This is a genomic window from Peteryoungia desertarenae, assembly GCF_005860795.2.
Taxonomy (GTDB): Bacteria; Pseudomonadota; Alphaproteobacteria; order Rhizobiales; family Rhizobiaceae; genus Allorhizobium; species Allorhizobium desertarenae.
Window position 1 is genome coordinate 3037018 of the sequence record NZ_CP058350.1, and the last position, 22268, is coordinate 3059285.

Genomic DNA, 22268 nt, shown 5'->3' on the forward strand with positions numbered 1-22268 from the left:
ACGAGATCCGGCTTTTTTATTGGGACCAATCAGTTTCTGTCAGCGCCGCTGTTTTCAGCTCGCCTCTCCAGCATCACATGATGGTCAGCGCCCAGGAAACGATGTCCCGGGTTACCTCGCCAAATGCGCGGTCCATGGCCTGGATATAGGCCTCGTTCGCGGCCCCACGAGCCGGCGCCGTCGCTCTGAAGCTCCGCTGGGCACGAACGGTGCCATTGCGGTCATTCAGCAGTTTGACCGAAATCTCGACAACTGCCTGATCGCCACCCACTGTCAGGATCTCGAAGGCCCGGATATCAGTGATCAGCTGATAATCGATCGCCAGACCCTGTCCCGGTATGCCCACGCCACCGAGCCTTTCGGTATCCTCGAAGGCCTGGACGAGTTTGGACTGCACCATCAATGTCAGGCGGTCGCTCCATTGGGAATTCGAGAGATACTGGATCTCTGAGGGCGAAACCCGCACCAGGACCTGATCGCTGTCCAGCGCCTTGAGAGCGGTTGGATTGGCGATCAGCAACTGTCTGTTTCTTGCCGAGGCAGAGGTTTCGACCGTCGAAATGGCCGAGAGATCAAATGTATCGGGCGGAGTCGAGGTTCCGCAGCTTGACAGGCCGACAAGAAGCACCGGCAAGACGCCGAAGGCAAGCATTCTCTTGCCGCGCGACATCCCGATCTGGGCCGCGGGTGATGATCCGTTCTTCATCGTCATCTGCATGCGTGTAGCCTTTCCCGAACTCGCGATCAGCGCCGTGTCCGACCGTCAAATTCCTTGACCTGATCGCCGCCAAACAGAAGCCTCTGCGGATCACGGTCGAAGTTGTTGATTGCATCATTAAGACCGCGAACAGTCTGACGCGTGTCATCCACCAGGGTCTGAATATCCCTCAGCCCACCACTTGAGAACCGTTGAAGATTGTCAGCAATGGGCCCGATCCGCGAATTCAGATTGTCCGCCGCAAGGCGGATGGACTCAAGAGTCCGTCGGGCTTCGGCACTGAGGGAATCGGCCTCGCCAGATCCCAGGAAGCTGTCGACTTTCTCCAGGATGCCATCGACCTGCCGGGAGGCATTGTTCAACCGCTCAGCCAGCTGGACGAAATCGTCAATGGCCCTGTCGATGTCTTCGCGCCGCTCGACGACACCTGCAGACAGATCCCGCAGGCCAGAGATCGCAACCCTTGCATCGGCGGATGCAGCGGAAACATCATCCACCACCTGCCCCACCTTGTTGCTATCGACGGCATCGACAAGCTGCGTCACTTTCTGCAAGGTCTGATCGGCACTGTTTCCGAAGCGCTCGAAGGTCTCGGCCGTTCGCTGGAAGCTGTCGATTGCCGGACCGATTCTTTCCGACGCATCGGCAAAGCTGGCTGTGGCACGTTCAGTGTTGGTCAGAATCTGATCGATCTTGTCCGAGTTGAGCGTCTCGAACAGACCCTCTGCAGCCGCAAGTGTCGTATCCAGCCGACCTGAAAGACCAGCAATCGTATCCGACAGGGCACTGACGCTCTTGAGAAACTGATCAATGCCCTCCGCATTATCGGCAAGCGACTTTGAGAACGCTTCTGCATTTCGCACGGTATTGGTCAGAGGCGCACGAGCATCGGCAACGAAACCTTGAAGATCGGCGATGGCGTCGTCAGCCCGTTGGAGGATCTTGTCAGCAGTGGACAATAGATTGGTCACGCTGGATTGCTCGGCGACAATGACCGCAGGCTCGCCGGTCTCCAGCGCTCGCCTGAGAATGTTCACACCACCGGCAGCACCCCCGGAAAGCTCGATATAGGCGGCGCCGGTCAGACCCTGGATCTCAAGAACGGCCTTGGTATTGCTGGTCACCGGTGCATCTATTCTGACTTCCGTGATGGCGACCGAAAATTCGGGATCGTCGCTGTCGATGTAAAGCTGACGAACGGAACCGACGGCAATCCCATTAAAGCTCACGGGAGAACCGATACTGAGACCATTGGCTGAGCCTGGAATCCGGATCGCCAGCGGTGCAGTTTCTCCACCCCGTCCATATTCGGCCATCCAATAAACGAAGCCAAAGGCGGCCGCGATGACGAGCATCGTGAAGAAACCGACAATGGCGTAATTGGCTTTGGTCTCCATATCGCAGTCACTCTACCGATGGTTTGCCGACAACAGCCGGGTGGGGAATGGAACGGGCGCGCTTGCCCCGGAAATAGGATTGGACCCAGGGGTCATCAAACACCAGCATGTCTTCGAGTGTCCCCTCCACCAGCACACGCTTTTGCCCAAGAACGGCGATCCGGTCGCAAACGGAGAAGAGGCTATCGAGATCATGGGTTACCATATAGACCGTCAGGCCCAGTGTGTCGCGCAATTGAGCAATCAATTCGTCGAACTCGGCGGCTCCGATTGGATCAAGACCCGATGTAGGCTCATCCAGGAAGACGAGATCCGGATCAAGAGACAGCGCTCTGGCAAGCGCTGCGCGCTTGATCATGCCCCCTGAGAGTTCGGACGGATACTTGTCTGCAGCGTCCGGCTTCAACCCGACAAGATCAAGTTTCATGAAGGCGAGTTCATCCATCAGCCACTGGGGTAGGTCAAGATATTCTCGCATCGGAAGCTGTATGTTTTCCTTGACCGTCAGCGATGAGAAAAGCGCACCATGCTGGAAGAGAACGCCGAGGCGGGTGTCGAGCATGACGCGCTCGGCATCCGTTGCCTTGTCATAGTCCGCTCCGAGAATTTCAATGGTTCCGGCCCGTCGTGGCAGCAGGCGCAGAGCCGTCCGCATCAGAACCGACTTCCCGGCACCTGAGGCGCCAACAAAGCCAAGGATCTCTCCGCGGTAGATATCGAGGTCAAGCTTGTCGAGAACGACCTTGTCACCGAATCCCACGGTCAGTCCCCGAACGGACAGGACCTTTTCTCGCTTTTCTGATGAATGGGTGTTCTCTGAAATCATCACCCGCCCTCAGAAGTCGATCGCTGCATAGAACATGGCAAAAAGGCCGTCGACCAGGATCACGACGAAGATCGACTTCACCACGGAGGCGGTCACGTGCCGACCAAGCGATTCGGCGCTACCGCCAACTTTCATACCCTCAACCGCCGATACAATACCGATAATCAAGGCCATGAACGGTGCCTTGATCATGCCGGACGCCAGCGTGGAGTAATCAACCGCCCCGTGGAGTCTTTGCAAAAACACATCAAATGTAATGCCGGAATAAGCCCAGGCGACCACCGCCGCACCATAAAGTGCTGCAAAATTGGCGACAATGGTCAGGAGCGGCAATGCAATCGTAAGCGCGACCAGCCTTGGAAAGATAAGGACACCGATCGGATTAAGACCGATGACCTTCAGGGCATCGATCTCCTCGCGCATCTTCATCGAGCCGATTTCGGCGGTGATGGCGCTGCCCGAACGGCCCGCGATCATGATGGCAGTGAGCAAGACGCCGATCTCGCGCAGCTGGAGGATACCAACCAGATCCACGACAAAAATCTCGGCCCCGAAGTATCGAAGCTGAAATGCCCCCTGCTGAGCGATAATCGCTCCGATCAGGAAAGACATGAGCACTATGATCGGGACCGCCCTCACCCCCATGTGATCGAGCTGGTTCACGACCGAAGCGACCGAAATGCCGCTGCTGCGTCCCGACTTCGTCTGCGCGCCCCTGACTGCCGAGCCGAGAACATACATCATTGCAACGATATCGTCCCACATGCTGACAGTCAGCCGACCCAGAGGGTCAAAGATGCGGACGAAAAGACTGCGATTATCGGTCGCCTTGGATGGCGGCTGAACCTTCACAGGAAGCGCTTCGATCAATTCGACAACCTGCGGCCTGCCACCGCTCAGCTGAACCTGACGACCCACCTCCTGATGGCTCGTGATCACCCGCCGGATGAGCCAGGCACCCGACGTATCCATCACGGTCACAGCAGATAGATCGACAATCAGGTCGCCCGAGCTCGTTTCGTCGGCAAGTGTCGTCACAGACGGCAGAACATCTGCCAGACTGTTGTTCCGCCATGCACCGGAAAGCCGGACGATCCGTCCTCCTTCGGGGCGTTCGACCAGTTCGATATTTGCATTGGTGAGAGTAAGCGAATCCAAGGACACTCAACTTCCGCAACCACGCCGACCAGTTCATCGCGGGTCAGCGACTAACAATCAGAAGCTTTGTACTATAGCGATCATGCCTTGGTATGAAATCCTTAACGGCTCATTAGTTCCGATCCATCCGCAGAAAACACGCGCCGATGCACCATGGCAACGAATTCTGAAGCTTCTGGCGGAAGTTTGCCGCTCAGGCAGCTTGCCTACCCTTGGCTGTGACAGCATCGCTCACGCCGGGCAAAGCCAGAACCGGCACACTGGTAGAGGCCGCAAGCGCAATCGGTTTATTGACGCTTTGACCCCAGGAAAGGAGTTCCAGGCGGCCATCCGTATGCTCGACAACCGCCGTACAACTCTCAACCCAGTCGCCGGTATTGATATAGCGAACACCGTCGATTTCTTCGATCACTGCGTGGTGAATGTGGCCACAAATAACGCCATCGACCTCATGTCGACGCGCTTCTTCCGCAACAACCTTTTGAAATTCACCGATGAAATTGACGGCGTGCTTGACCTGCAGTTTTGCCCAGGCGGAAAACGACCAGTAAGGCATACCAAGACGTCGGCGAATTGCGGCAAGGGCAACGTTGATCCGGATCGCCATGTCATAGGCCCAGTCTCCCAGGTAGGCGAGAAGACGGGCATTTCGAACGACAACATCAAACTCGTCGCCGTGGAGGACCAGATAGCGTTTCCCGTCGGCCGCCTCGTGGATGATACGATCTGCCACCTCTATTCCGCCGAAATGGATGCCAGGAAAATCCCGCATGAACTCGTCGTGGTTACCCGGAATATAAATGATCCGGGCCCCCTTACGCGCTTTGCGCAAGAGCTTCTGGACGACGTCGTTGCAGTCCTGCGGCCAATACCAGCTCCGTTTCAATCGCCAGCCATCAACGATATCACCCACCAGAACAATCGTGTCGGCTTCGTGATGCTTCAGGAAATCCAGAAGAAAATCTGTCTTGGCAGCCTTGGAGCCCAGATGAACATCCGAAATGAAAAGGGTCCTGAAATGGCGGGGCTCGACTGTCTGATCCACGTTTAAGTCCTCATCCATACTGTTTGCATGCGCTTAATCAGACTCGTGTTTCAAGATGATGACATCGCCGTTACATGCGACTTCCGTCTACCAACAGCGCCCGTTTCGTGTATTGAGAAGGCAACACCTCGATTCAAGACACACAAGCCGGTGGAGCCGATGGATTCGCAAGACAAGACGAAGCAGCAGCCCGAAAACCTTCCCGAAAACGCCAAAGCGGATCTTGATGAACAGGCGCTGTTCTACCATCGCTACCCAAGACCTGGAAAACTCGAGATTCAGGCGACAAAACCGCTCGGCAACCAGCGAGATCTGGCCCTGGCCTATTCACCCGGTGTTGCAGCCCCCTGCCTTGCGATCCGCGACGAACCGGAAACGGCTGCTGACTACACGGCCAGGGGTAATCTGGTTGCCGTGATTTCGAATGGCACGGCGGTCCTTGGACTTGGCAATATTGGACCGCTTGCGTCTAAGCCGGTCATGGAAGGCAAGGCCGTTCTGTTCAAGAAGTTTGCCGGAATCGACGTGTTTGACATCGAAATCGACGCGCCGACAGTCGATGAAATGGTCTCGACCATCTCGGCGCTCGAGCCCACATTCGGCGGCATCAACCTTGAAGACATCAAGGCACCGGAATGTTTTCAGGTTGAGGATCAGCTTCGCGAAAAGATGAACATCCCGGTTTTTCACGATGACCAGCACGGAACGGCGATCATCGTTGCAGCGGCCATTTTGAATGGCCTGGAGCTCGCCGGCAAGAACATCGAAGATGTCAAGATCGTTGCCTCGGGTGCCGGCGCAGCCGCACTTGCCTGCCTCAACCTGCTCGTCATCCTCGGCGCAAAGCGCCAAAACATCTGGGTGCACGACATCGAGGGTCTCGTCTACAAGGGTCGTAACGAGCTGATGGACCCTTGGAAGGAAGTCTACGCTCAGGAAACCGACAAGCGCGCGCTCTCCGAAAGCATCGACGATGCCGACGTCTTCCTCGGCCTCTCGGCCGCCGGCGTCCTGAAGCCGGAACTGCTCGCCCGCATGGCGCCCAAGCCGCTGATCATGGCGCTTGCCAATCCCAAGCCGGAAATCATGCCGGAAGAGGCGCGTGCGGCGCGCCCGGACGCCATGATCTGCACCGGTCGTTCGGACTTCCCCAACCAGGTCAACAACGTCCTCTGCTTCCCCTATATCTTCCGGGGCGCGCTGGACTGTGGCGCCACCACCATCAACGAAGAGATGAAGATGGCGGCAGTCCGTGCAATTGCAGCACTGGCACGCGAGGAAGTCTCGGAAGTCGCCGCCAAGGCCTATACTGGCGAGACGCCGACCTTTGGACCGGATTACCTCATACCTTCGCCCTTCGATCCGCGTCTGATCCTGCGTATAGCGCCGGCGGTGGCAAAAGCGGCAGCCGACAGCGGGGTCGCCCGTCGTCCCATCACCGATTACGATCATTATCTCGACACCCTGAACCGCTTCGTTTTCCGTTCGGGCTTTGTGATGAAGCCGATCTTTGCCGCAGCGAAGACGGCTGCCAAAAAGCGCGTGATCTTTTCGGAAGGCGAAGACGAGCGCGTCCTGCGCGCTGCCCAGGTTCTGCTGGAGGATGGCATCGGCGAGCCGATACTGATCGGTCGTCCACAGATTATCGAAACGCGCCTCAAGCGGTATGGTCTGCGCATTCGTCCGGGCACCGATTTCGAGCTGGTAAATCCCGAAGACGATCCGCGTTACCGCGAATATGTGGAGGACTATTTCTCCCTCGTTGGTCGCGCCGGCATAAACCCGGAAGCAGCCAAAACCATCGTGCGAACCAACACAACGGTGATTGGCGCGCTGGCGGTGAAGCGTGGCGAGGCGGACGCATTGATTTGCGGCGTCGAAGGTCGTTTCGACCGGCATCTGCGGGACGTGCGCCAGATCATTGGGAAACGACCAGGTGTCCGGGATTTCTCGGCTCTCAGCCTGCTGATTTCCCAGCGTGGCGCCATATTCTTCACGGACACGTTTGTGACCGATGACCCGGACGCTACCGAGCTTGCAGAGATGACCGTGCTGGCCGCACAGGAAATCCGCCGCTTCGGGATCGAACCCAAGGCTGCGCTTTTGTCTCATTCGAACTTTGGTTCGCGACCGTCGGCAAGTGCCAGCAAAATGCGGGAGGCCCTTCGCCTGATCCGGGACATTGCGCCAACCCTTGAGGTTGACGGGGAAATGCAGGGCGGCTCGGCCCTGTCTGAAAGCCTCCGCCGCCGCGCCATGCCCGACAGCGCCCTCAAGGGCGAGGCAAATCTCCTGGTCTTCCCGAACCTTGATGCCGCAAACATCTCGCTGGGAATCATGCGGACGATGATGGATGCGCTTCACGTCGGCCCAATCCTCCTGGGTGCCGCTCTGCCAGTTCATGTGCTGTCGACGTCCGTCACTTCGCGCGGTGTCGTCAATATGGCAGCTCTGGCCGTCGTGGAGGCATCTCAGCCAACGGTTGGTTCAGGCTTCTGAGACGCTAGGAAAGCCTGCTCATCCAGGTAACGTTACATCGGCTGGCTATTTCGCTGCGGGTAGCCAGTCGGTTTGAGAAAAATCGGATTGACCGATATGCGGCACGCCGGTTTCTGTCCGACAATGTTGAAAAGCGCACAAGGCACTCTGTTGAGCGAGATAGCCGCAAAGATTTCGCACTAGACAATTCAGCTCAACTGCCAGCATCCTACCCCCGAGCTTTGTGGGGTTTATGCATGACAGATGTCGGGGGCTATTTCGAACTGATCGATTGGCTCAACGAAGACCCTCCGCCAAGTCCGCAAGCCTTTCTGAACCGTGTGAAGCAAGCGTACCGCCTTAATCACTGTCTTTACCTTGATGCGAGCGTGAAGGGCGGTCACATAACGGTCCAGAGCCTCCATCATACCTTGCCCCCAAGGCTGGAAGACAGGGCAAAGATGCATGGTCGGCGCGCCATGCTGGAACCTCTGCGCATCACTTTCGAAGCGGTGGAGCCCGTCGACTGGCAGGAGATCAGGCGTCAATCGGCGGGGAGGTCCGACCTGAATTTCCTTGTTGAGAGCCTCGGGCTCAGCCTTTCCGGCGCCTGCTACCCTCTGCCCTCGCGCGAGGGGCGCCATGCGCTGATGGCGGTGCACTCCAGGCTACCAGAGCCGGATTGGCAGGAATTCAGGCGGCTCTATGACCGCGACCTGTCATCCATAGCTGCACGATTTCACGGAAAGATGCTGAGGGGTTTTGTCACCGTCGAACGAAAACACAGCCCTTCGGAACGTCTGACACCGCGAGAGCAGGAAACCCTTGTCTGGGTCGCAGCCGGCAAGAGCTATTGGGAAACGGCCAAGATTCTCGGCATCACCGAGCGAACGGTCCGCTTCTTTATGTCGAACGCGCGGAAGAAACTGAACGTCGTCACCAATACCCAGGCAGTGGCGGAAGCCGCCTGGAGAGGTCTCATTGCCCCGGCAAGCCCACCGGAAACAAGCGTTCACACATCCGAAGAACAATAATCTTAAATTGCAAATCATTTCAACTGTCACTACCGACAGTTTCAACAAAAGGTTGCTCCAGACATGATCAACTCTTCATCGTGTGCTGAAGGAGAGTATTATGATCAAAATCATCAGCGGCAACAAGCGTTCAGACCACCCTGACGAAATCGACGAGATGCACCAGTTGCGGCACCGCGTTTTTCATGAACTTCTTCAATGGGATGTAAATGTAGAAGGGGATTGGGAGATTGACGAATACGACGAAATGAACCCCGTCTACGTTCTCTCCTATGACGGAAATGGACGTTTGAGAGGGTCTCTGCGTCTCCTGCCGACCCTCGGCCCCAACATGCTGGATGACACGTTCCCGGTTCTGTTGGGAGAAAAACCAGTGATCCGTAGCGCGGCTGTCTGGGAAAGCAGTCGCTTTTGCATCGAGCCGGATATCTCGCAGGATCGCGCGTCAAATCAGGTCACGATCGCAGCAGCCGAACTCATGTGCGGCGTCGGTGAACTGGCGATCGCTTCGGGACTGACGCATATTGTCACCGTCACGGATGTCTTCCTCGAACGGATGTTCAAGCGCATGGGATGCCCTGGCGAAAGGATCGGACCACCACAGCGGATAGGTTCCGTCAATGCGGTTGCCATCGCATGGGCAGTGGAAGATGCCCTTCTTGATAGAATGAAGCAGGTGGCCGCGATCGAAGGAGAGATCATAGGGGCCGCACTCAAGCTGGAAGATGCAAGGGCCGCCTGATCGCTTTCAGTTGAACAAAGTGAGTGCTTTCCCGGTTGGAGGCTACTCAACTCTCGGCTATCCTGCTTCACGGCAGCAAGTTGAGAGTTTCGCCACCGGGAAAGCATCATTGTGTCAGCCAAAGCGCCACTCATTCTTGCGGCATTTCTGATCGGGCCATTGTCGACACCGGCTATGGCGTCTGATGTGTGCGAAAGATTACGCGACCGATTGGTCTCGATAGGCTCGCCCGAAAGGAAGACGGTCGAGCAGGCCAGGTATGCAAGTGCGATTGCCCAGCAAAATCTGGAGCTTAGAAAGGCGCGCCAGGATTATCGGAACCTGCGCTGTGAAACCTCGTCAGTGGTCATCTATCGAGCTGACGGAGGCAACGCTTGCAAGGATCAGCGCCGTGCTATCCAGCGGATGGAAGCCAATCGCGACATCCTGATCGAAAAGCTGCAGACATTGCACAAGGCGGCCAGATCTGGTGCGGATCCGAGGCTCGAAGTCATGACCGCCTTGGCGGCCAACGGCTGTGCAACAACCGATGCAGCATCACTGACCAACATCACCGAACCCCCAAGGGTACCGTTTCTAGACACCGTGCCGCATGGGCAGCAGGCCGTGGCAATCCCGCCACCATCCTTTCCGACACCGTTTCCGGTACCCCCAGGCCCCTTGAGAACACTGTGCGTGAGAAGCTGTGACGGTGCATTCTTTCCGATTTCATCTGGAGCCTCAGCCGTCGATTTCGTGCGCGATGCCGATCAGTGCCGGCAAATGTGCCCTAACGTCCAGACAGAGCTATACTTCCACCCCCTCTCCGCTGGAGACACCGGCAGCATGATATCCGCGAGCACGGGAAGGCCATATCAGGATATGCCGAACGCCTTCCGCTATCGCAACACCACGAACGCCAGTGATCGCCAATGCAGCTGCGATCTGTCCGCCTACTACCAGAAAATGCAGCGCCAGCAGCAGGGCGCTCCATCTGTACCCGACTACCAGTCATCGATACTGCGGCTTCAGACCCCCTCTGTCCAGCAAGAGGTCCAAAACAGTGCTCCCGTTCCCAATGAACGTCCGATGGAGGCTTCGGACCGCCGTGTAAGACAGGTTGGACCCGTGTTCCTGCCGCCAGACAACGGACAGATTGACCTTAGAAATCCCGCTTCGCAGGGCCCGCAGCCGCAGCAAGAGTGAGAACCGGCATCAGTCGCCAGTTTTGGCAAGCGCAACGCTCTGCCCCCACATCTCGCCCCATACCACCTCCTCCAGCGGCAGGCGCTTCCGCCAGCCCTTCACCTCAAGCTCTGGTGTTGCATAGAGTTCCTCGACAAAACCGAGACAGAGGTAGCCAATTATGTGGATCCGCTCCGGTATCCCGAGAAGCCCCCTCACCTCCGCCTCGCGGAATATGCTGACCCAGCCGACGCCCACCCCTTCAGCCCGCGCGGCCAGCCAGAGGTTCTGGATGGCGCAAACTGTGGAAAAGGCATCCATTCGGGAATCATGCGTGCGTCCAAGCACGACCGGCCCCGCACGGTCCGGATCACAGGTGACGCAGATGTTGAGCGGCGCCTTGCGAATGCCCTCGAGTTTGAGCGAGCGATAGGCGCTGCGACGCTCCTCAGGAAACATCGCCTCAGCCTCCTCATTCGCCCGGGTGAACGCCCGCCAGACCGCTTCGCGGGTCTGAGCATTGCGGATCAGCAGGAAACTCCACGGCTGCATGAAGCCGACGGATGGCGCCGCATGGGCGGCTTGGAGAAGCCGGCGCACGAGATCGTCCGGCAGCGGATCGGCAAGGAACTGGTCGCGCACGTCACGGCGCGTGTGGATGGCCCGGTAGACGGCGTCCCTGTCTGGCTCGGCAAAGGGCGCTGTCCGGACGAGAAACTCGTTCGGTCTGTCGTGCATCGTAATCCCCACAATGCGCAACCACCCGCCGTCCGCGCGGGTTCGGTCCATCTCGCCAGGCCGGTCTTCTGACTGGGCTTCATCCGCGACGCGCGCCTTCCCGGATTGCTCCAGTGGCTGGGTTTCCCCTGACACGTCACGTCCGCCTCACAGCGTTGGGCACGTGCCGGATTTTCACCGGCTTCCCGATTCTCCCGCCTTGCGGCAGGCACCTGACACAGGAGTTGTACTTGACGGAGTTTGCGGAGGACAGAGCAAAAGCGACAGCGTCACTAAGGCTGTGGGAAATAGCGCACGAAGGCGAAGGCCGTTCCGTCCGGCGCCCAGTTCGGCACGTTGATCGAGCCCTGCCCGCCGAAGAACGCGATAAGCGTCTCGACATTGCCGCCATCGGCATCCATCAGCCGAAGCCTGACCTGCTTGTCACGCGGATGGCCTATCACATCTGCGTCGTAGGAGAGGAAGAGCACCTTGCTTCCATCCGGCGACGGGTGTGGGAACCAATCATTATGGCCGTCCGAAGTCAGCTGCTGCAGGTCGGACCCATCCCTGCGCATCCGCCAGATCTGCATGGTGCCGGTACGGCTGGAGTTGAAATAGATCCACTGACCGTCAGGCGAATAGTCGGGACCGTCATTGTGACATTCGCCATGCGTCAGACGCCGCTCGGGCCCGCCTTTCGTGGAGATCGTGTAGATGTCGAAGACACCGCCGCGATCACCGCAATAGGCAAGCTCCTTTCCGTCCGGCGACCAGCCATGCCAGTAGGACGGCATCTTGTCGGTCACCTGGCGCGGTTCGTTGTCGCCATCGCCCAATAGATAGATGCAGGACTTGCCGTAAAGCGTATGGTCCGAAAAGGCGATCGAGGCACCGTCAGGCGAGATGCCGTGGTCGTTGTTCAGCCGGACGGCAAAACCGGTGTCGATCAATTCCGGCTCCGGATCTTCCTCGTCGAGCGGCAGGGCATAGAGCAGCCCGTCGCCGTTCACGACGAGAAACTCGCCGTCCCGCGACCAGTTCGGCGCCTCGACGAGGTCTTCCGTCTGCCAGACGACCTCGCATTCGCGGGTGTTGATGTCAAAGATTTCGACGGAACTGCGCATGCTGCTTCCTCCCGGCCGTCCCGGATCGCTTAGCGATCCCGGAAACGGTTCGTGATCGGATAGCGACGATCGCGTCCGAAATTCTTCTTGGTGATCTTCACGCCCGGCGCCGACTGGCGGCGTTTGTATTCGGCGAGATAGAGCAGATGCTCGACCCGGTGCACGGTCGCGATGTCGTGACCGCGCGCAACGATCTCGTCCACGCCCATCTCCTTCTCGACCAGGCATTCGAGAATGTCGTCGAGAACCGGATAGGGCGGCAGCGAATCCTGGTCGGTCTGGTTCGGCCGAAGCTCCGCCGAGGGGGCCTTCGACAGGATGTTCGCCGGGATCACCTCGCCAGAGGGGCCAAGCGCACCCGGCGGCACATTCGCGTTGCGCCAGGCCGACAGCGCATAGACCTGCATCTTGTAGAGGTCCTTGATCGGGTTGAAGCCGCCGTTCATGTCACCGTAGAGCGTGGCATAGCCGACCGACATTTCCGACTTGTTGCCGGTGGTCACGACCATCGAGCCGAACTTGTTGGAGATCGCCATGAGGATCGTGCCGCGCGTGCGGCTCTGCAGGTTCTCCTCGGTGATCCCGCTCTCGGTACCCTCGAACATTTCCGACAGCGACGAGAGAAAGCCCTCGACCGGTTCCTGGATCGGCACGATGTCATAGTGGCAGCCGAGCGCCTTGGCGCAGGCCTCCGCATCGGCAAAGCTTTCCTGCGAGGTGTAGCGGTAGGGCAGCATGATCGTGCGCACCCGCTCCTCGCCCAGCGCATCCACCGCGATCGCCGCACAGATAGCCGAATCGATACCGCCCGAGAGACCGAGCACGACGCTCTTGAAACCGTTCTTGTTGACGTAATCGCGGAAACCGAGCACGCAGGCGCGATAGTCAGCCTCTTCCTTCTCAGGGATCCGCGACATCGGTCCCTGATCGCAGCGCCAACCGTCCGCCGTGCGCCGCCAGGTCGTGACCGACAGCGTTTCCTCGAACTGGCTCATCTGGAAGGCCAGCGACTTGTCACCATTGAAGGCGAAGCTCGCGCCGTCGAAGACCAGTTCGTCCTGACCGCCCAGCTGATTGGCGAAGATCAGCGGCAGTCCGGTTTCGATCACCTGGCGGAGCGCCACCTGATGGCGGACATCCACCTTGCCGCGATAATAGGGCGAGCCGTTGGGCACCAGCAGGATTTCGGCCCCCGTCTCGGCCAGCGTCTCGCAGACACCGAGATCGTTCCAGATCTCCTCGCAGATCGGTACGCCGATACGCACGCCCCGGAAGTTCACCGGTCCCGGCATCTCGCCTTCGACAAAGACGCGCTTCTCGTCGAACTCGCCATAATTCGGCAAATCGATCTTGTCGCGGAAGGCAAGGATCTTGCCGCCATCGAGGATGGCGACGGAATTGTGCCGCCCCTTCTCGCCCTGACGCGGAAAGCCGACGATCACCCCTGGCCCGCCATCGGCGGTATCGGTCGCAAGCGCCTCCACAGCCTGCAGGCAGGCTTTGAGAAAGGCGGGCTTCAGCACCAGATCTTCCGGCGGATAGCCGGAAATGAAGAGCTCCGTCAGGAGCAGGAGATCAGCCCCCTGCCCGGCGGCCTCGGCACGCGCAGCACGCGCCTTGGCGAGATTGCCGGTGACGTCACCCACCGTCGGATTGAACTGTGCCACTGCAATGCGCAGGATATCGATTTTGTTCGTGTTTTCGCTCATGGCTTCCGTTTATCGCGCCGACTGCAAGTCTGCAATGAGATAGCGCATGGCACTCGCGCCGACACCGCGCAGCAGCAAAAGAAATGGCGGAACAAAATCCACACGGCCCGGTTCATCTAGCATTCATGACAGTTATGTGACATCTGCGCAAAGCTTCTATGAAATTCTCATGACATTCGGAGTGCGCCTTGGTTCACCATGCCTCGAACGATGCCCTGACTGATAAACAGATGGTCGGCGCGCAATCCACCAAGGACAGCATCGTTCATTTGCCCAGGCTGGCTAGCTCTGCCCATTTGGTCGGTACAGCCATCCTGTCCGTTGCAACGATCATGCTTTGCGAACTCCTTGCCAGGGGCGGGTTTGATGACATTGGTCAGTTCCTGACCGCCAGCGATCGACCGGGGCTGGTCGCAGTCGGACTGCTTTTTCTGATTTTGCTGACTGGCGACGCACTGCTCGGTCGCGCTCACCAGTCGGCGCTTCTCATTGTTCCCGGCTTGGCCATGCTCGGCTTTTTCTCCGGTCACAAGCAGTTGTTCCTGTCTGACCCGCTTTATCCGAGCGATCTGCTCTTTGGGCGGCAGATTGCGGAGTTGCTGCCAGCGATGATCGCCGCAAGACCTTTGGTCGCCGCAGGCATTTTTGGGGGCGCGCTGGTCACCCTCCTTATCCTGGGTCATACCCTGGTTCTTGGACGGCACCGCTTTCCGAAACTGTCCGGCACTGCCCGCGCCGCTCGTTTGGCACTGGCCGTACCCGTCCTCGGCGCCTTCGCGTCCATCATGGACCCGATGACTTATTCCTATGCCAGGGACCGACTGAACATCATCCCCATGATGTGGGACCAGAAGGAGAATTATCGCCACAACGGCTTCCTTCTGGCCTTCACATTCAACATTCCGATGGCCAATGTCACCGCGCCAACGGGATATGGGGAAGAGACCATTGCCGACATATCCGGCGAACTGGTGCCCTCATCGATCTTCTCCGGTCGTCAGGCCGACGTGATCATGATCATGAGTGAATCTCTCTGGGACCCGACCCGCCTCTCAGGCGTGTCTTTCTCTGAAGATCCGATGCCAGTTATTCGCTCGCACCAGTCAGGTGAAATCTTCTCTCCGGAATTCGGTGGATTGACGGCCAATGTCGAATTTGAAGCCCTGACCGGCTTCAGCAATGCCTTCCTTCCCTATGGGAGCATTCCCTATCAGCAGTATATCAGGCGCCCGCTGCCGTCCCTTGCGACCTTCTTCGAATCTAAAGGCTACGAAACCCGTGCCTTCCATCCGTTCCAGAGTTGGTTCTGGAATCGTCGCAACGTGTATGAAGCTCTCGGTTTCCAGAAATTCGAGTCCGAGGAGACGATGCCCGCGTTGGAAAAGCGCGGTATCTTCGCCTCAGACGAAGCTTTGACGGATCATCTGATCAGGACAGCCGACGACACCCGCAACCCATTCTTCTTCTTCGCGGTGACTTTGCAAGGCCATGGTCCTTATGAAGCCACGCGCTATGAAAGCCATGCGGTAAAAGTCGATGCACCCGCTCTGTCCCCAGCCTCCCAAGCGTCACTGGCCACATTTACGCACGGCGTGCGAGAGGCAGATGACAGCTTGAAAACGCTGATGGATTGGGCAAGGAAGCGCAAGCGAGAGACGATCATCGTTCTCTTCGGTGATCATCTGCCACCTCTTGGACCAGTCTATACCGAGTTAGGCTATATGCCCAAAATGGTCGCCAGCCGCCGGGCACCCGTGGAAACGATGAAGCGGGAGCATGAAACGCCTCTGGTGATCTGGTCATCAAAAAGAGGCGTACAGAAGAATATCGGAAGCATAAGTCCTTCCCAATTGCCGCATTTCGTCGTGCGTCTCGCGGGCTATCGCCACCCCTTCTACACAGGTGTGCTTGGGCGGGTTCAGGAACGCTACAGCGTTATTGATCGGCACCAATTGATTGAACGAAATGGACGCTCAGAGGCCGATTGGTCACTAAATGGAGAAATTGATCCAACACTTCAGAACTATCGATTTATTCAATATGACTTGATGTTTGGAGAAAAGCATGGGGTCGAAAAGTTTTTTCCCGAAATGGTTGAGCCTAACCAACCGGTGTCATGACAATATCGACCCGCCGGCCTATTCTGCACAAACGCGAGTTCGCTGAAGTTCAGATTGAAACTTGAACGCCTTTCCGCCATAGAAACTGACATAGTCAACCGCGCTCGACCCTTCGAGACTGCACATGCATTGCAAAAATTGGTAATTGATTCTATTCCTAGTTTAGTTCACGCCTATAACGAGTTCAGAAAGCGGGAACCATGCAAGCCCTAACACGCCAGCAGATAGCCCAACACCCGTTGTTTCCGGCAATCGAAAAGCAGATTGCAGAGCATCTGATCGAGATTCACACACAGACGCCTCGCCTGTCCAGGCTGAAGGCGTCGCACAGAAAATGGCTGATGTCTCAATCGATGTTCGCCTTGGCGTTGCGCCGCAAGGATGATGATCCTTTGTCTGGCCTCACTGCAACGCGCTTCATTGAGATGGTTATCACACTTGATTGCGCTAGCAGGAACACCGCCACAGCTTTCCTTGCGGAGCTGACAGCGTACAAGTTTCTGCGCGACGTCCCCGACGTGCCGGACAAACGAGTGCGCGTCTTGGAACCGACCGAAATCAGCTATGCTGCTATGTTCAACTGGTTTCGTGGACACATGATCTGCCTTGATCGACTGGACGGCGGTTCCCGCGAAGCAACAATCATCTCGCGTCCGCACATTTTCCGTGTGGCGCAACCGATTGGAGCGGACATTCTGATGGCAGATCCAGTCTGGAAAAATCCGGTGGACTCAATCGGGCATTTTCTCTCGTCAGATCTTGGCGGCATGGTCTTGCACGACATTTTTTCACGGTTGGACCCGAATTTTGATCGAACATCGGAACGGGTCTATGTCGGTTCGGCATCTCTGTCGGAGATCAGCGAAATCTATCAGATTTCACAGACAAATCTGAAGCGCATGTTCAAGAAAGCGGAAACCGAAGAACTTTTGGGCTGGGACCATGCGCGTCGACGCGGGCCTTTGTGGCTGTCAAAGACTTTCATTGACGATTATTTCAATTGGCAGTCTGCCAAGTTCGCCGGTCTGGATCGGGCCTTTCACATGGCTCTCGACGAAATCGGATCGGACGCCATGACCGTTGATCACGATGATGAAGTCCTGCCCGTCTGGTCAGGCAAGCTTGACGCAGTTCAGACCTTCCGCGTCAGCCAATAGAGCATTTCCGGCGATTATGGGATAAGCGGAGACACGTTTTCCTCTTTCGGCGCATCTTCAGATGGAGAAGTGATTACGGTCAGGCCCGAACGTCTCTTGCTTGGGGAAGATCGTAGAAATCACCCTTGTCTTCGCAATAGATATGCCGTCCGCCAGACAAACCGGTCGGCATATCGAAAACACCGGCCATGACGGCAATGCGCGGCGAGCCATCCGCATGCCAGAACAGGGCCGAACCGCATTGGCCACAGAACGCCCGGCTCGCTTTGGCGCTGGAGCGATACCAGCGCACATTCTCCTCTCCTTCGATCGACAGCTTATCCATCAAGACGTCGGTGGTGGCGTAGTAGAGGCCTGTCTGCCGTCGGCACTGCGAGCAATGACAAAAGCTGAGCTCGGTCAGCGGCCCGGATACTTTCAAGCGGACTGCTTCGCAAAGACAACGACCCTCATGACCTTCTGACACAGCTGATCCTCCTCAACGCAATGGGGCAAGCTTCGTTGAAGCCCGCCCCATGGTCAAATTTATAAAGCTGAGAGTAAAAATCAGCCGTTCGCAACCATCGCCCGCTTCTCGTCGCGACCGCTCTTCATCCTTTCGGCAAGAAGGAAGGCCAGTTCCAAAGCCTGATCTGCATTCAGACGCGGATCACAATGCGTGTGATAGCGGTCCGCCAGATCGCTGCCGGTGACCGCACGGGCGCCACCGGTGCACTCGGTCACGTCCTTGCCCGTCATTTCCACATGGATACCGCCGGGATGCGAACCTTCCGCACGATGGATCTGGAAGAAGCTCTCAACCTCCGAAAGAACGCGCTCGAACGGACGGGTCTTGTAATTGTTGAGCGTGATCGTGTTGCCATGCATGGGATCACAGGACCAGACAACCTTGCGACCTTCGCGCTCCACGGCGCGGATAAGGCGTGGCAGGTGTTCAGCTACCTTGTCATGGCCAAAACGGCAGATCAGCGTCAGACGACCCGCCTCGTTCTGCGGGTTGAGCAGATCGATGAGATTGAGCAGATCATCCGCCTGAAGCGACGGGCCGCACTTCAAACCGATCGGGTTCTTGATTCCGCGGCAGTATTCGACATGAGCGTGATCAGCCTGACGGGTACGGTCACCGATCCAGATCATGTGACCGGACGTGGCGTACCAATCGCCGGAGGTCGAATCGACGCGTGTCAGCGCTTCTTCGTAACCGAGAAGCAGTGCCTCATGGCTGGTGAAGAAGTCGGTCTCACGCAGGCTCGGCTGGTTCTCAGCCGTAATCCCGATGGCCTTCATGAAGTCCATGGTCTCGGAAATCCGATCGGCGAGCTTGCGGTAACGCTCGGCCTGTGGGCTGTCCTTGACAAAGCCCAGCATCCACTGGTGGACATTCTCGAGGTTGGCATATCCACCCATGGCGAAAGCGCGCAGCAGGTTGAGCGTTGCCGCTGACTGACGGTAGGCCATCAGCTGCCGCTCCGGATTGGGGATACGCGCCTCCTCCGTGAATTCTATACCGTTGATCACATCGCCACGATAGCTTGGCAGTTCAACGTCACCGATCTTCTCGATGTCCGACGAACGCGGTTTGGCGAACTGGCCGGCGATGCGCCCCACCTTAACGACGGGCAACTGGGCACCGAATGTCAGGACGACAGCCATCTGCAGGAAGGCACGGAAAAAGTCACGAATGGTATCGGCGCCGTGTTCGGCAAAGCTTTCCGCGCAGTCTCCACCCTGGAGCAGAAAACCGTTGCCCTCAGCGACCTGCGCCAGCGATTTTTTCAAACGCCTTGCCTCTCCGGCAAATACAAGCGGCGGATAGGACGCCAGCTGCTGCTCGGTCGCCTTGAGAGCCTCCTGATCCGGATAGGCAGGAACCTGCTTGATCGGCTTCTGCCTCCAGCTGCTCGGGGTCCAATTCTGCGCCATGGTCGTCACCTGTTTTCAACTAGACTTCGCGGCCAACATCCCGCCGCATGGGTTGGGGCTTATAGACGGTTACCCTTGCCTTGAAAAGCCGAAGTTTCAGGCCTTTCGAGGGCCATTTGAAGCCGCGCCCAAAAACAACGGGCAGGAACCTCAACCTCTTCGGCCAAATCTGCGGCTTGACAGACGTTGACGTGAACGTGAACGTTATTCGGTACGTCGAGGCAGGGAGGAACCGCCATGACATTCAGCATGCCGGTCGAACGACATGACATCCATTTTCGAGCGAGCGATGGCTTTCCGCTTCAAGGAACACTCTTCCAAGGTGAAGGCACTGGCCCTCTTGCTCTGATCTCGTCCGCCGCTGCGGTTCCACGCACCATTTATGCGCGCTTCGCCGAACATCTCGTCGGCGTTGAGGGCTTCCGCGCGGTCATGACATATGACTACAGAGGCGTGGCAAAATCGCAAAAACCGGTCGATTGGAAAAAACCACTTCTGATGCGCCACTGGGCGACGGAGGACATGCCGGCTGCACAGACCCGCCTGAATGAAGTCGCTCCTGGCCACCCCATGGTCGGTGTCGGTCAGTCCTTCGGCGGCCAGGCTCTTGGCCTATGCGCCGAACCAGAACGGTTCCAACGTTATCTGATGGTATCGGTCATGTCCGGACATTGGCGCTATACCAATGAGCCGATCAAGGTCTTCGCGTCCATGAATTTGGTGGGTGTGCCCCTTGCCCTTGCAACCGGCAGGGTACCCGGTTGGATTGGCCTTGGGGAAACGCTGCCCGGAAGCGTATTTCGCGAGTGGACCCGCTGGGGTCGGTCCGCCGAGTACTTCTTTGCTGACACCACGATGAACGCGACCACGGACTTTGCCCGCATCAAGATACCGATCCTGGCGATAGGCTCAACCGATGACCCATGGGGAACACCGAGAGCGCAGCAGGCAATACTGCGCCACTATGTAAACGCACCAGTCGAAACGGCCTGGGTGACCCCCGAACAGGCCAAGGGTCCCATAGGACATCTCGGCTTCTTCCGATCGAACTTCAAGGACACGCTTTGGCAGCCCGCCATTCAGTGGCTCAAGGGCAGTCCGCAACACCAGGCGCTTTAAAATTAGATAATTGAAAATTATCCACAGGCGATATAGATGAAAGCCCATGCTTGTGTCTTGTCAGTTGTTTCATTCGGGAACAAACTCCATGTGGAGGAGGAGCATAGGTTTGTGGCAGCGCGTGTGATCGCAGGTGGGAAGGACAGCTTCGCACCAGTTTCGGTCAATACCTCCCCTTGTGGGCGGGGTTAACGTGTACGGAAACGTGATTTTCCGGTGTTGATCATGAGGATCGTGTCATGGCGTATGATTGGAGTGGCGTTAGAACACGCAGGAGCAAGCGGCTCAAGGTCGCGGCAGTTTCCCTGCTATGTCTGTTCGCAGTGGCGGCACAGGTAATTGTCTGGACGTGATGTACCACAATCCACACACCGACCGTGGGCGTGTTCAGGAGTTCAACAGTCTTCAGGAAGGCCCCGCGAGCGGGGCCTTCTGTGTTTTTCAGATCCGCTGTCCATTCCTGATCCGATAAGACGGCTGATACATCGTGACCAACTCCTCGGCTGCCGTGGGATGCACCGCCATGGTCCGGTCGAAATCATCCTTGGTGCAGCCGGCCTTCAGGGTAATGCCGAGTAGCTGGGCCATTTCCCCCGCATCATGCCCCAGAATGTGGGCACCCACGACCTTTCGGTCGGCGGAATTGACGATCAGCTTCATGATCATCTTCTCCTGGCGCCCCGACAGCGTCGCCTTCATCGGTCGGAACTGTGCACGATAAACCTCGATCTCCTCGAAGCGCTTCGCGGCATCCGCCTCCGAAAGCCCCACCGTGCCGATTTCCGGCTGTGAAAAGACTGCGGTTGCGATCAGTTCATGATCGGGAGACGTCGGATTGTTCTGGTACTCGGTCTCGATGAAACACATGGCTTCGTGAATGGCGACGGGTGTCAACTGAACACGATCCGTCACATCACCAAGCGCAAAGATGCTCTCCACATTCGTTCGGGAATAGGCATCAACGATGATCGCCCCCTTCTCATTGACGGCAACTCCAGCATCCTCCAGGCCCAGCCCCTTGGTATTGGGATCGCGCCCAAGAGCCAGCATTACCTGCTCGACCACCAGCTTTCGGTCATTGAGCGTATGGGCTTCCAGATTACCCGCAGCTGATCGGCTGACGGATTTGATGTGATCATGGCAGATGATATTGATGCCCTTGGCGACCATCGCCTCATGCAGCCCCCGGCGCATATCCTCATCAAATCGGCCAAGGATTTCCGCACCTCTGTAGATCAGGGTCGTTTCAACTCCGAGACCATGAAAGATATTGGCAAACTCGACCGCGATATAACCGCCTCCGGCAATCAGAATTGACTTTGGCAGCCGATCCAGATGGAACGCTTCGTTGGACGTGATGCAAAACTCATGGCCCGGCAGGGACTCATGCGGATTGGCGGCACCTCCAACGGCAATCACGATCTTTTCGGCTGTGACAACCTTGCCAGACGCAACAAGGCGGATGCTGTTCGGGCCGGTAAGCTCTGCACGCGTGGCGAGGATCTCGGCACCGGCTGTCTCAAGTCCCTTGCGGTAGAGCCCTTCAAGCCTGTCAATTTCCTTGTCCTTCGCAGCAATCAGCGAGGGCCAGTCAAAACGCGTTTCGCCGACAGTCCAGCCATAACCCGCAGCATCCTCGAAATGCTCGTGAAACTGTGACGCATAGACAAAGAGCTTCTTCGGGACGCATCCACGGATGACGCAGGTCCCGCCAAATCGATATTCTTCGGCAATCGCGACGCGTTTACCCATGGCTGCCGCCAGCCTGGCGCTGCGCACACCACCAGAACCACCACCGATGACGAATAGATCATAGTCAAAATGGGACATTGCA

Annotated in this window: 19 protein-coding genes and 1 riboswitch; of the genes, 7 read left to right on the forward strand and 12 right to left on the reverse strand. The window is 57.5% G+C overall.

Features of this window, described 5'->3' with window-relative positions; all coding sequences use genetic code 11:
- Positions 1-73 precede the first annotated feature (73 nt).
- The 5 genes from FE840_RS14835 to FE840_RS14855 form a co-directional block, all read right to left on the reverse strand.
- Positions 74-670, reverse strand: a complete 597-nt coding sequence (locus FE840_RS14835) for an ABC-type transport auxiliary lipoprotein family protein (RefSeq protein WP_138286724.1) — start codon at positions 668-670, stop codon at positions 74-76.
- Positions 671-744: 74 nt separating this feature from the next.
- Positions 745-2115: an MlaD family protein gene (locus FE840_RS14840; protein WP_138286267.1), complete on the reverse strand. Its 1371-nt coding sequence runs from the start codon at positions 2113-2115 to the stop codon at positions 745-747.
- 7 nt (positions 2116-2122) lie between these two features.
- Positions 2123-2941, reverse strand: coding sequence for an ABC transporter ATP-binding protein (locus FE840_RS14845; RefSeq protein ID WP_138286268.1), 819 nt, complete (start codon positions 2939-2941; stop codon positions 2123-2125).
- Between the two features lie 9 nt (positions 2942-2950).
- Entirely contained in the window at positions 2951-4099 is a 1149-nt protein-coding gene (locus tag FE840_RS14850; RefSeq protein ID WP_425502134.1) for an ABC transporter permease, read from the reverse strand.
- Positions 4100-4292: 193 nt separating this feature from the next.
- Complete coding sequence (locus FE840_RS14855) at positions 4293-5144, reverse strand: UDP-2,3-diacylglucosamine diphosphatase (RefSeq protein ID WP_246318784.1); 852 nt, start codon at positions 5142-5144, stop codon at positions 4293-4295.
- Between the two features lie 159 nt (positions 5145-5303).
- On the opposite strand from FE840_RS14855, the gene FE840_RS14860 reads away from it, so the two are divergent.
- The 4 genes from FE840_RS14860 (at position 5304) to FE840_RS14875 (ending at position 10583) form a co-directional block, all read left to right on the forward strand.
- Positions 5304-7643 carry an NADP-dependent malic enzyme gene (locus FE840_RS14860; protein WP_138286271.1) on the forward strand — a complete coding sequence of 780 codons (2340 nt, stop codon included), beginning with the start codon at positions 5304-5306 and terminating at the stop codon, positions 7641-7643.
- Positions 7644-7879: 236 nt separating this feature from the next.
- Entirely contained in the window at positions 7880-8656 is a 777-nt protein-coding gene (locus FE840_RS21075; RefSeq protein WP_138286272.1) for a helix-turn-helix transcriptional regulator, read from the forward strand.
- A gap of 100 nt (positions 8657-8756) precedes the next feature.
- Complete coding sequence (locus tag FE840_RS14870; protein WP_138286273.1) at positions 8757-9398, forward strand: acyl-homoserine-lactone synthase; 642 nt, start codon at positions 8757-8759, stop codon at positions 9396-9398.
- Between the two features lie 111 nt (positions 9399-9509).
- Complete coding sequence (locus FE840_RS14875) at positions 9510-10583, forward strand: DUF2865 domain-containing protein (RefSeq protein WP_138286274.1); 1074 nt, start codon at positions 9510-9512, stop codon at positions 10581-10583.
- A 9-nt stretch (positions 10584-10592) separates the two neighbouring features.
- On the opposite strand, the gene bluB is transcribed toward FE840_RS14875, so the two are convergent.
- From bluB to FE840_RS20905, 4 genes are all read right to left on the reverse strand, one after another.
- Positions 10593-11300 (reverse strand): 5,6-dimethylbenzimidazole synthase, encoded by a 708-nt coding sequence (gene bluB, locus FE840_RS14880; RefSeq protein ID WP_138286275.1) that lies wholly within the window; start codon positions 11298-11300, stop codon positions 10593-10595.
- A gap of 41 nt (positions 11301-11341) precedes the next feature.
- Positions 11342-11531, reverse strand: a riboswitch (cobalamin riboswitch).
- 41 nt (positions 11532-11572) lie between these two features.
- Positions 11573-12406, reverse strand: coding sequence for a TolB family protein (locus FE840_RS14885; protein WP_138286276.1), 834 nt, complete (start codon positions 12404-12406; stop codon positions 11573-11575).
- Between the two features lie 29 nt (positions 12407-12435).
- The gene (locus tag FE840_RS14890; RefSeq protein WP_138286277.1) at positions 12436-14115 is read right to left on the reverse strand and encodes an NAD+ synthase; all 1680 of its coding nucleotides are present in this window, start codon (positions 14113-14115) and stop codon (positions 12436-12438) included.
- 167 nt (positions 14116-14282) lie between these two features.
- Positions 14283-14645: a hypothetical protein gene (locus tag FE840_RS20905; RefSeq protein WP_246318785.1), complete on the reverse strand. Its 363-nt coding sequence runs from the start codon at positions 14643-14645 to the stop codon at positions 14283-14285.
- Here FE840_RS20905 and FE840_RS14895 point away from each other — a divergent pair.
- Entirely contained in the window at positions 14622-16235 is a 1614-nt protein-coding gene (locus tag FE840_RS14895) for an LTA synthase family protein (RefSeq protein WP_246318917.1), read from the forward strand. The two genes, FE840_RS20905 and FE840_RS14895, sit on opposite strands and share 24 nt — an antisense overlap.
- Positions 16236-16435: 200 nt before the next feature.
- Positions 16436-17392 carry a hypothetical protein gene (locus FE840_RS14900; RefSeq protein WP_246318786.1) on the forward strand — a complete coding sequence of 319 codons (957 nt, stop codon included), beginning with the start codon at positions 16436-16438 and terminating at the stop codon, positions 17390-17392.
- 79 nt (positions 17393-17471) lie between these two features.
- On the opposite strand, the gene FE840_RS14905 is transcribed toward FE840_RS14900, so the two are convergent.
- Together FE840_RS14905 and FE840_RS14910 are read right to left on the reverse strand one after the other, a co-directional pair.
- On the reverse strand, positions 17472-17858 hold the full coding sequence (locus FE840_RS14905) for a GFA family protein (RefSeq protein WP_138286278.1): 387 nt from the start codon (positions 17856-17858) through the stop codon (positions 17472-17474).
- An 80-nt stretch (positions 17859-17938) separates the two neighbouring features.
- The gene (locus FE840_RS14910; RefSeq protein WP_138286279.1) at positions 17939-19315 is read right to left on the reverse strand and encodes a class II 3-deoxy-7-phosphoheptulonate synthase; all 1377 of its coding nucleotides are present in this window, start codon (positions 19313-19315) and stop codon (positions 17939-17941) included.
- Between the two features lie 237 nt (positions 19316-19552).
- Here FE840_RS14910 and FE840_RS14915 point away from each other — a divergent pair, with 237 nt between their 5' ends.
- The gene (locus tag FE840_RS14915; protein ID WP_138286280.1) at positions 19553-20434 is read left to right on the forward strand and encodes an alpha/beta hydrolase family protein; all 882 of its coding nucleotides are present in this window, start codon (positions 19553-19555) and stop codon (positions 20432-20434) included.
- Between the two features lie 441 nt (positions 20435-20875).
- Here FE840_RS14915 and gor read toward each other — a convergent pair whose 3' ends face one another.
- The gene (gor, locus tag FE840_RS14920) at positions 20876-22264 is read right to left on the reverse strand and encodes a glutathione-disulfide reductase (RefSeq protein WP_138286281.1); all 1389 of its coding nucleotides are present in this window, start codon (positions 22262-22264) and stop codon (positions 20876-20878) included.
- Positions 22265-22268: the final 4 nt, after the last annotated feature.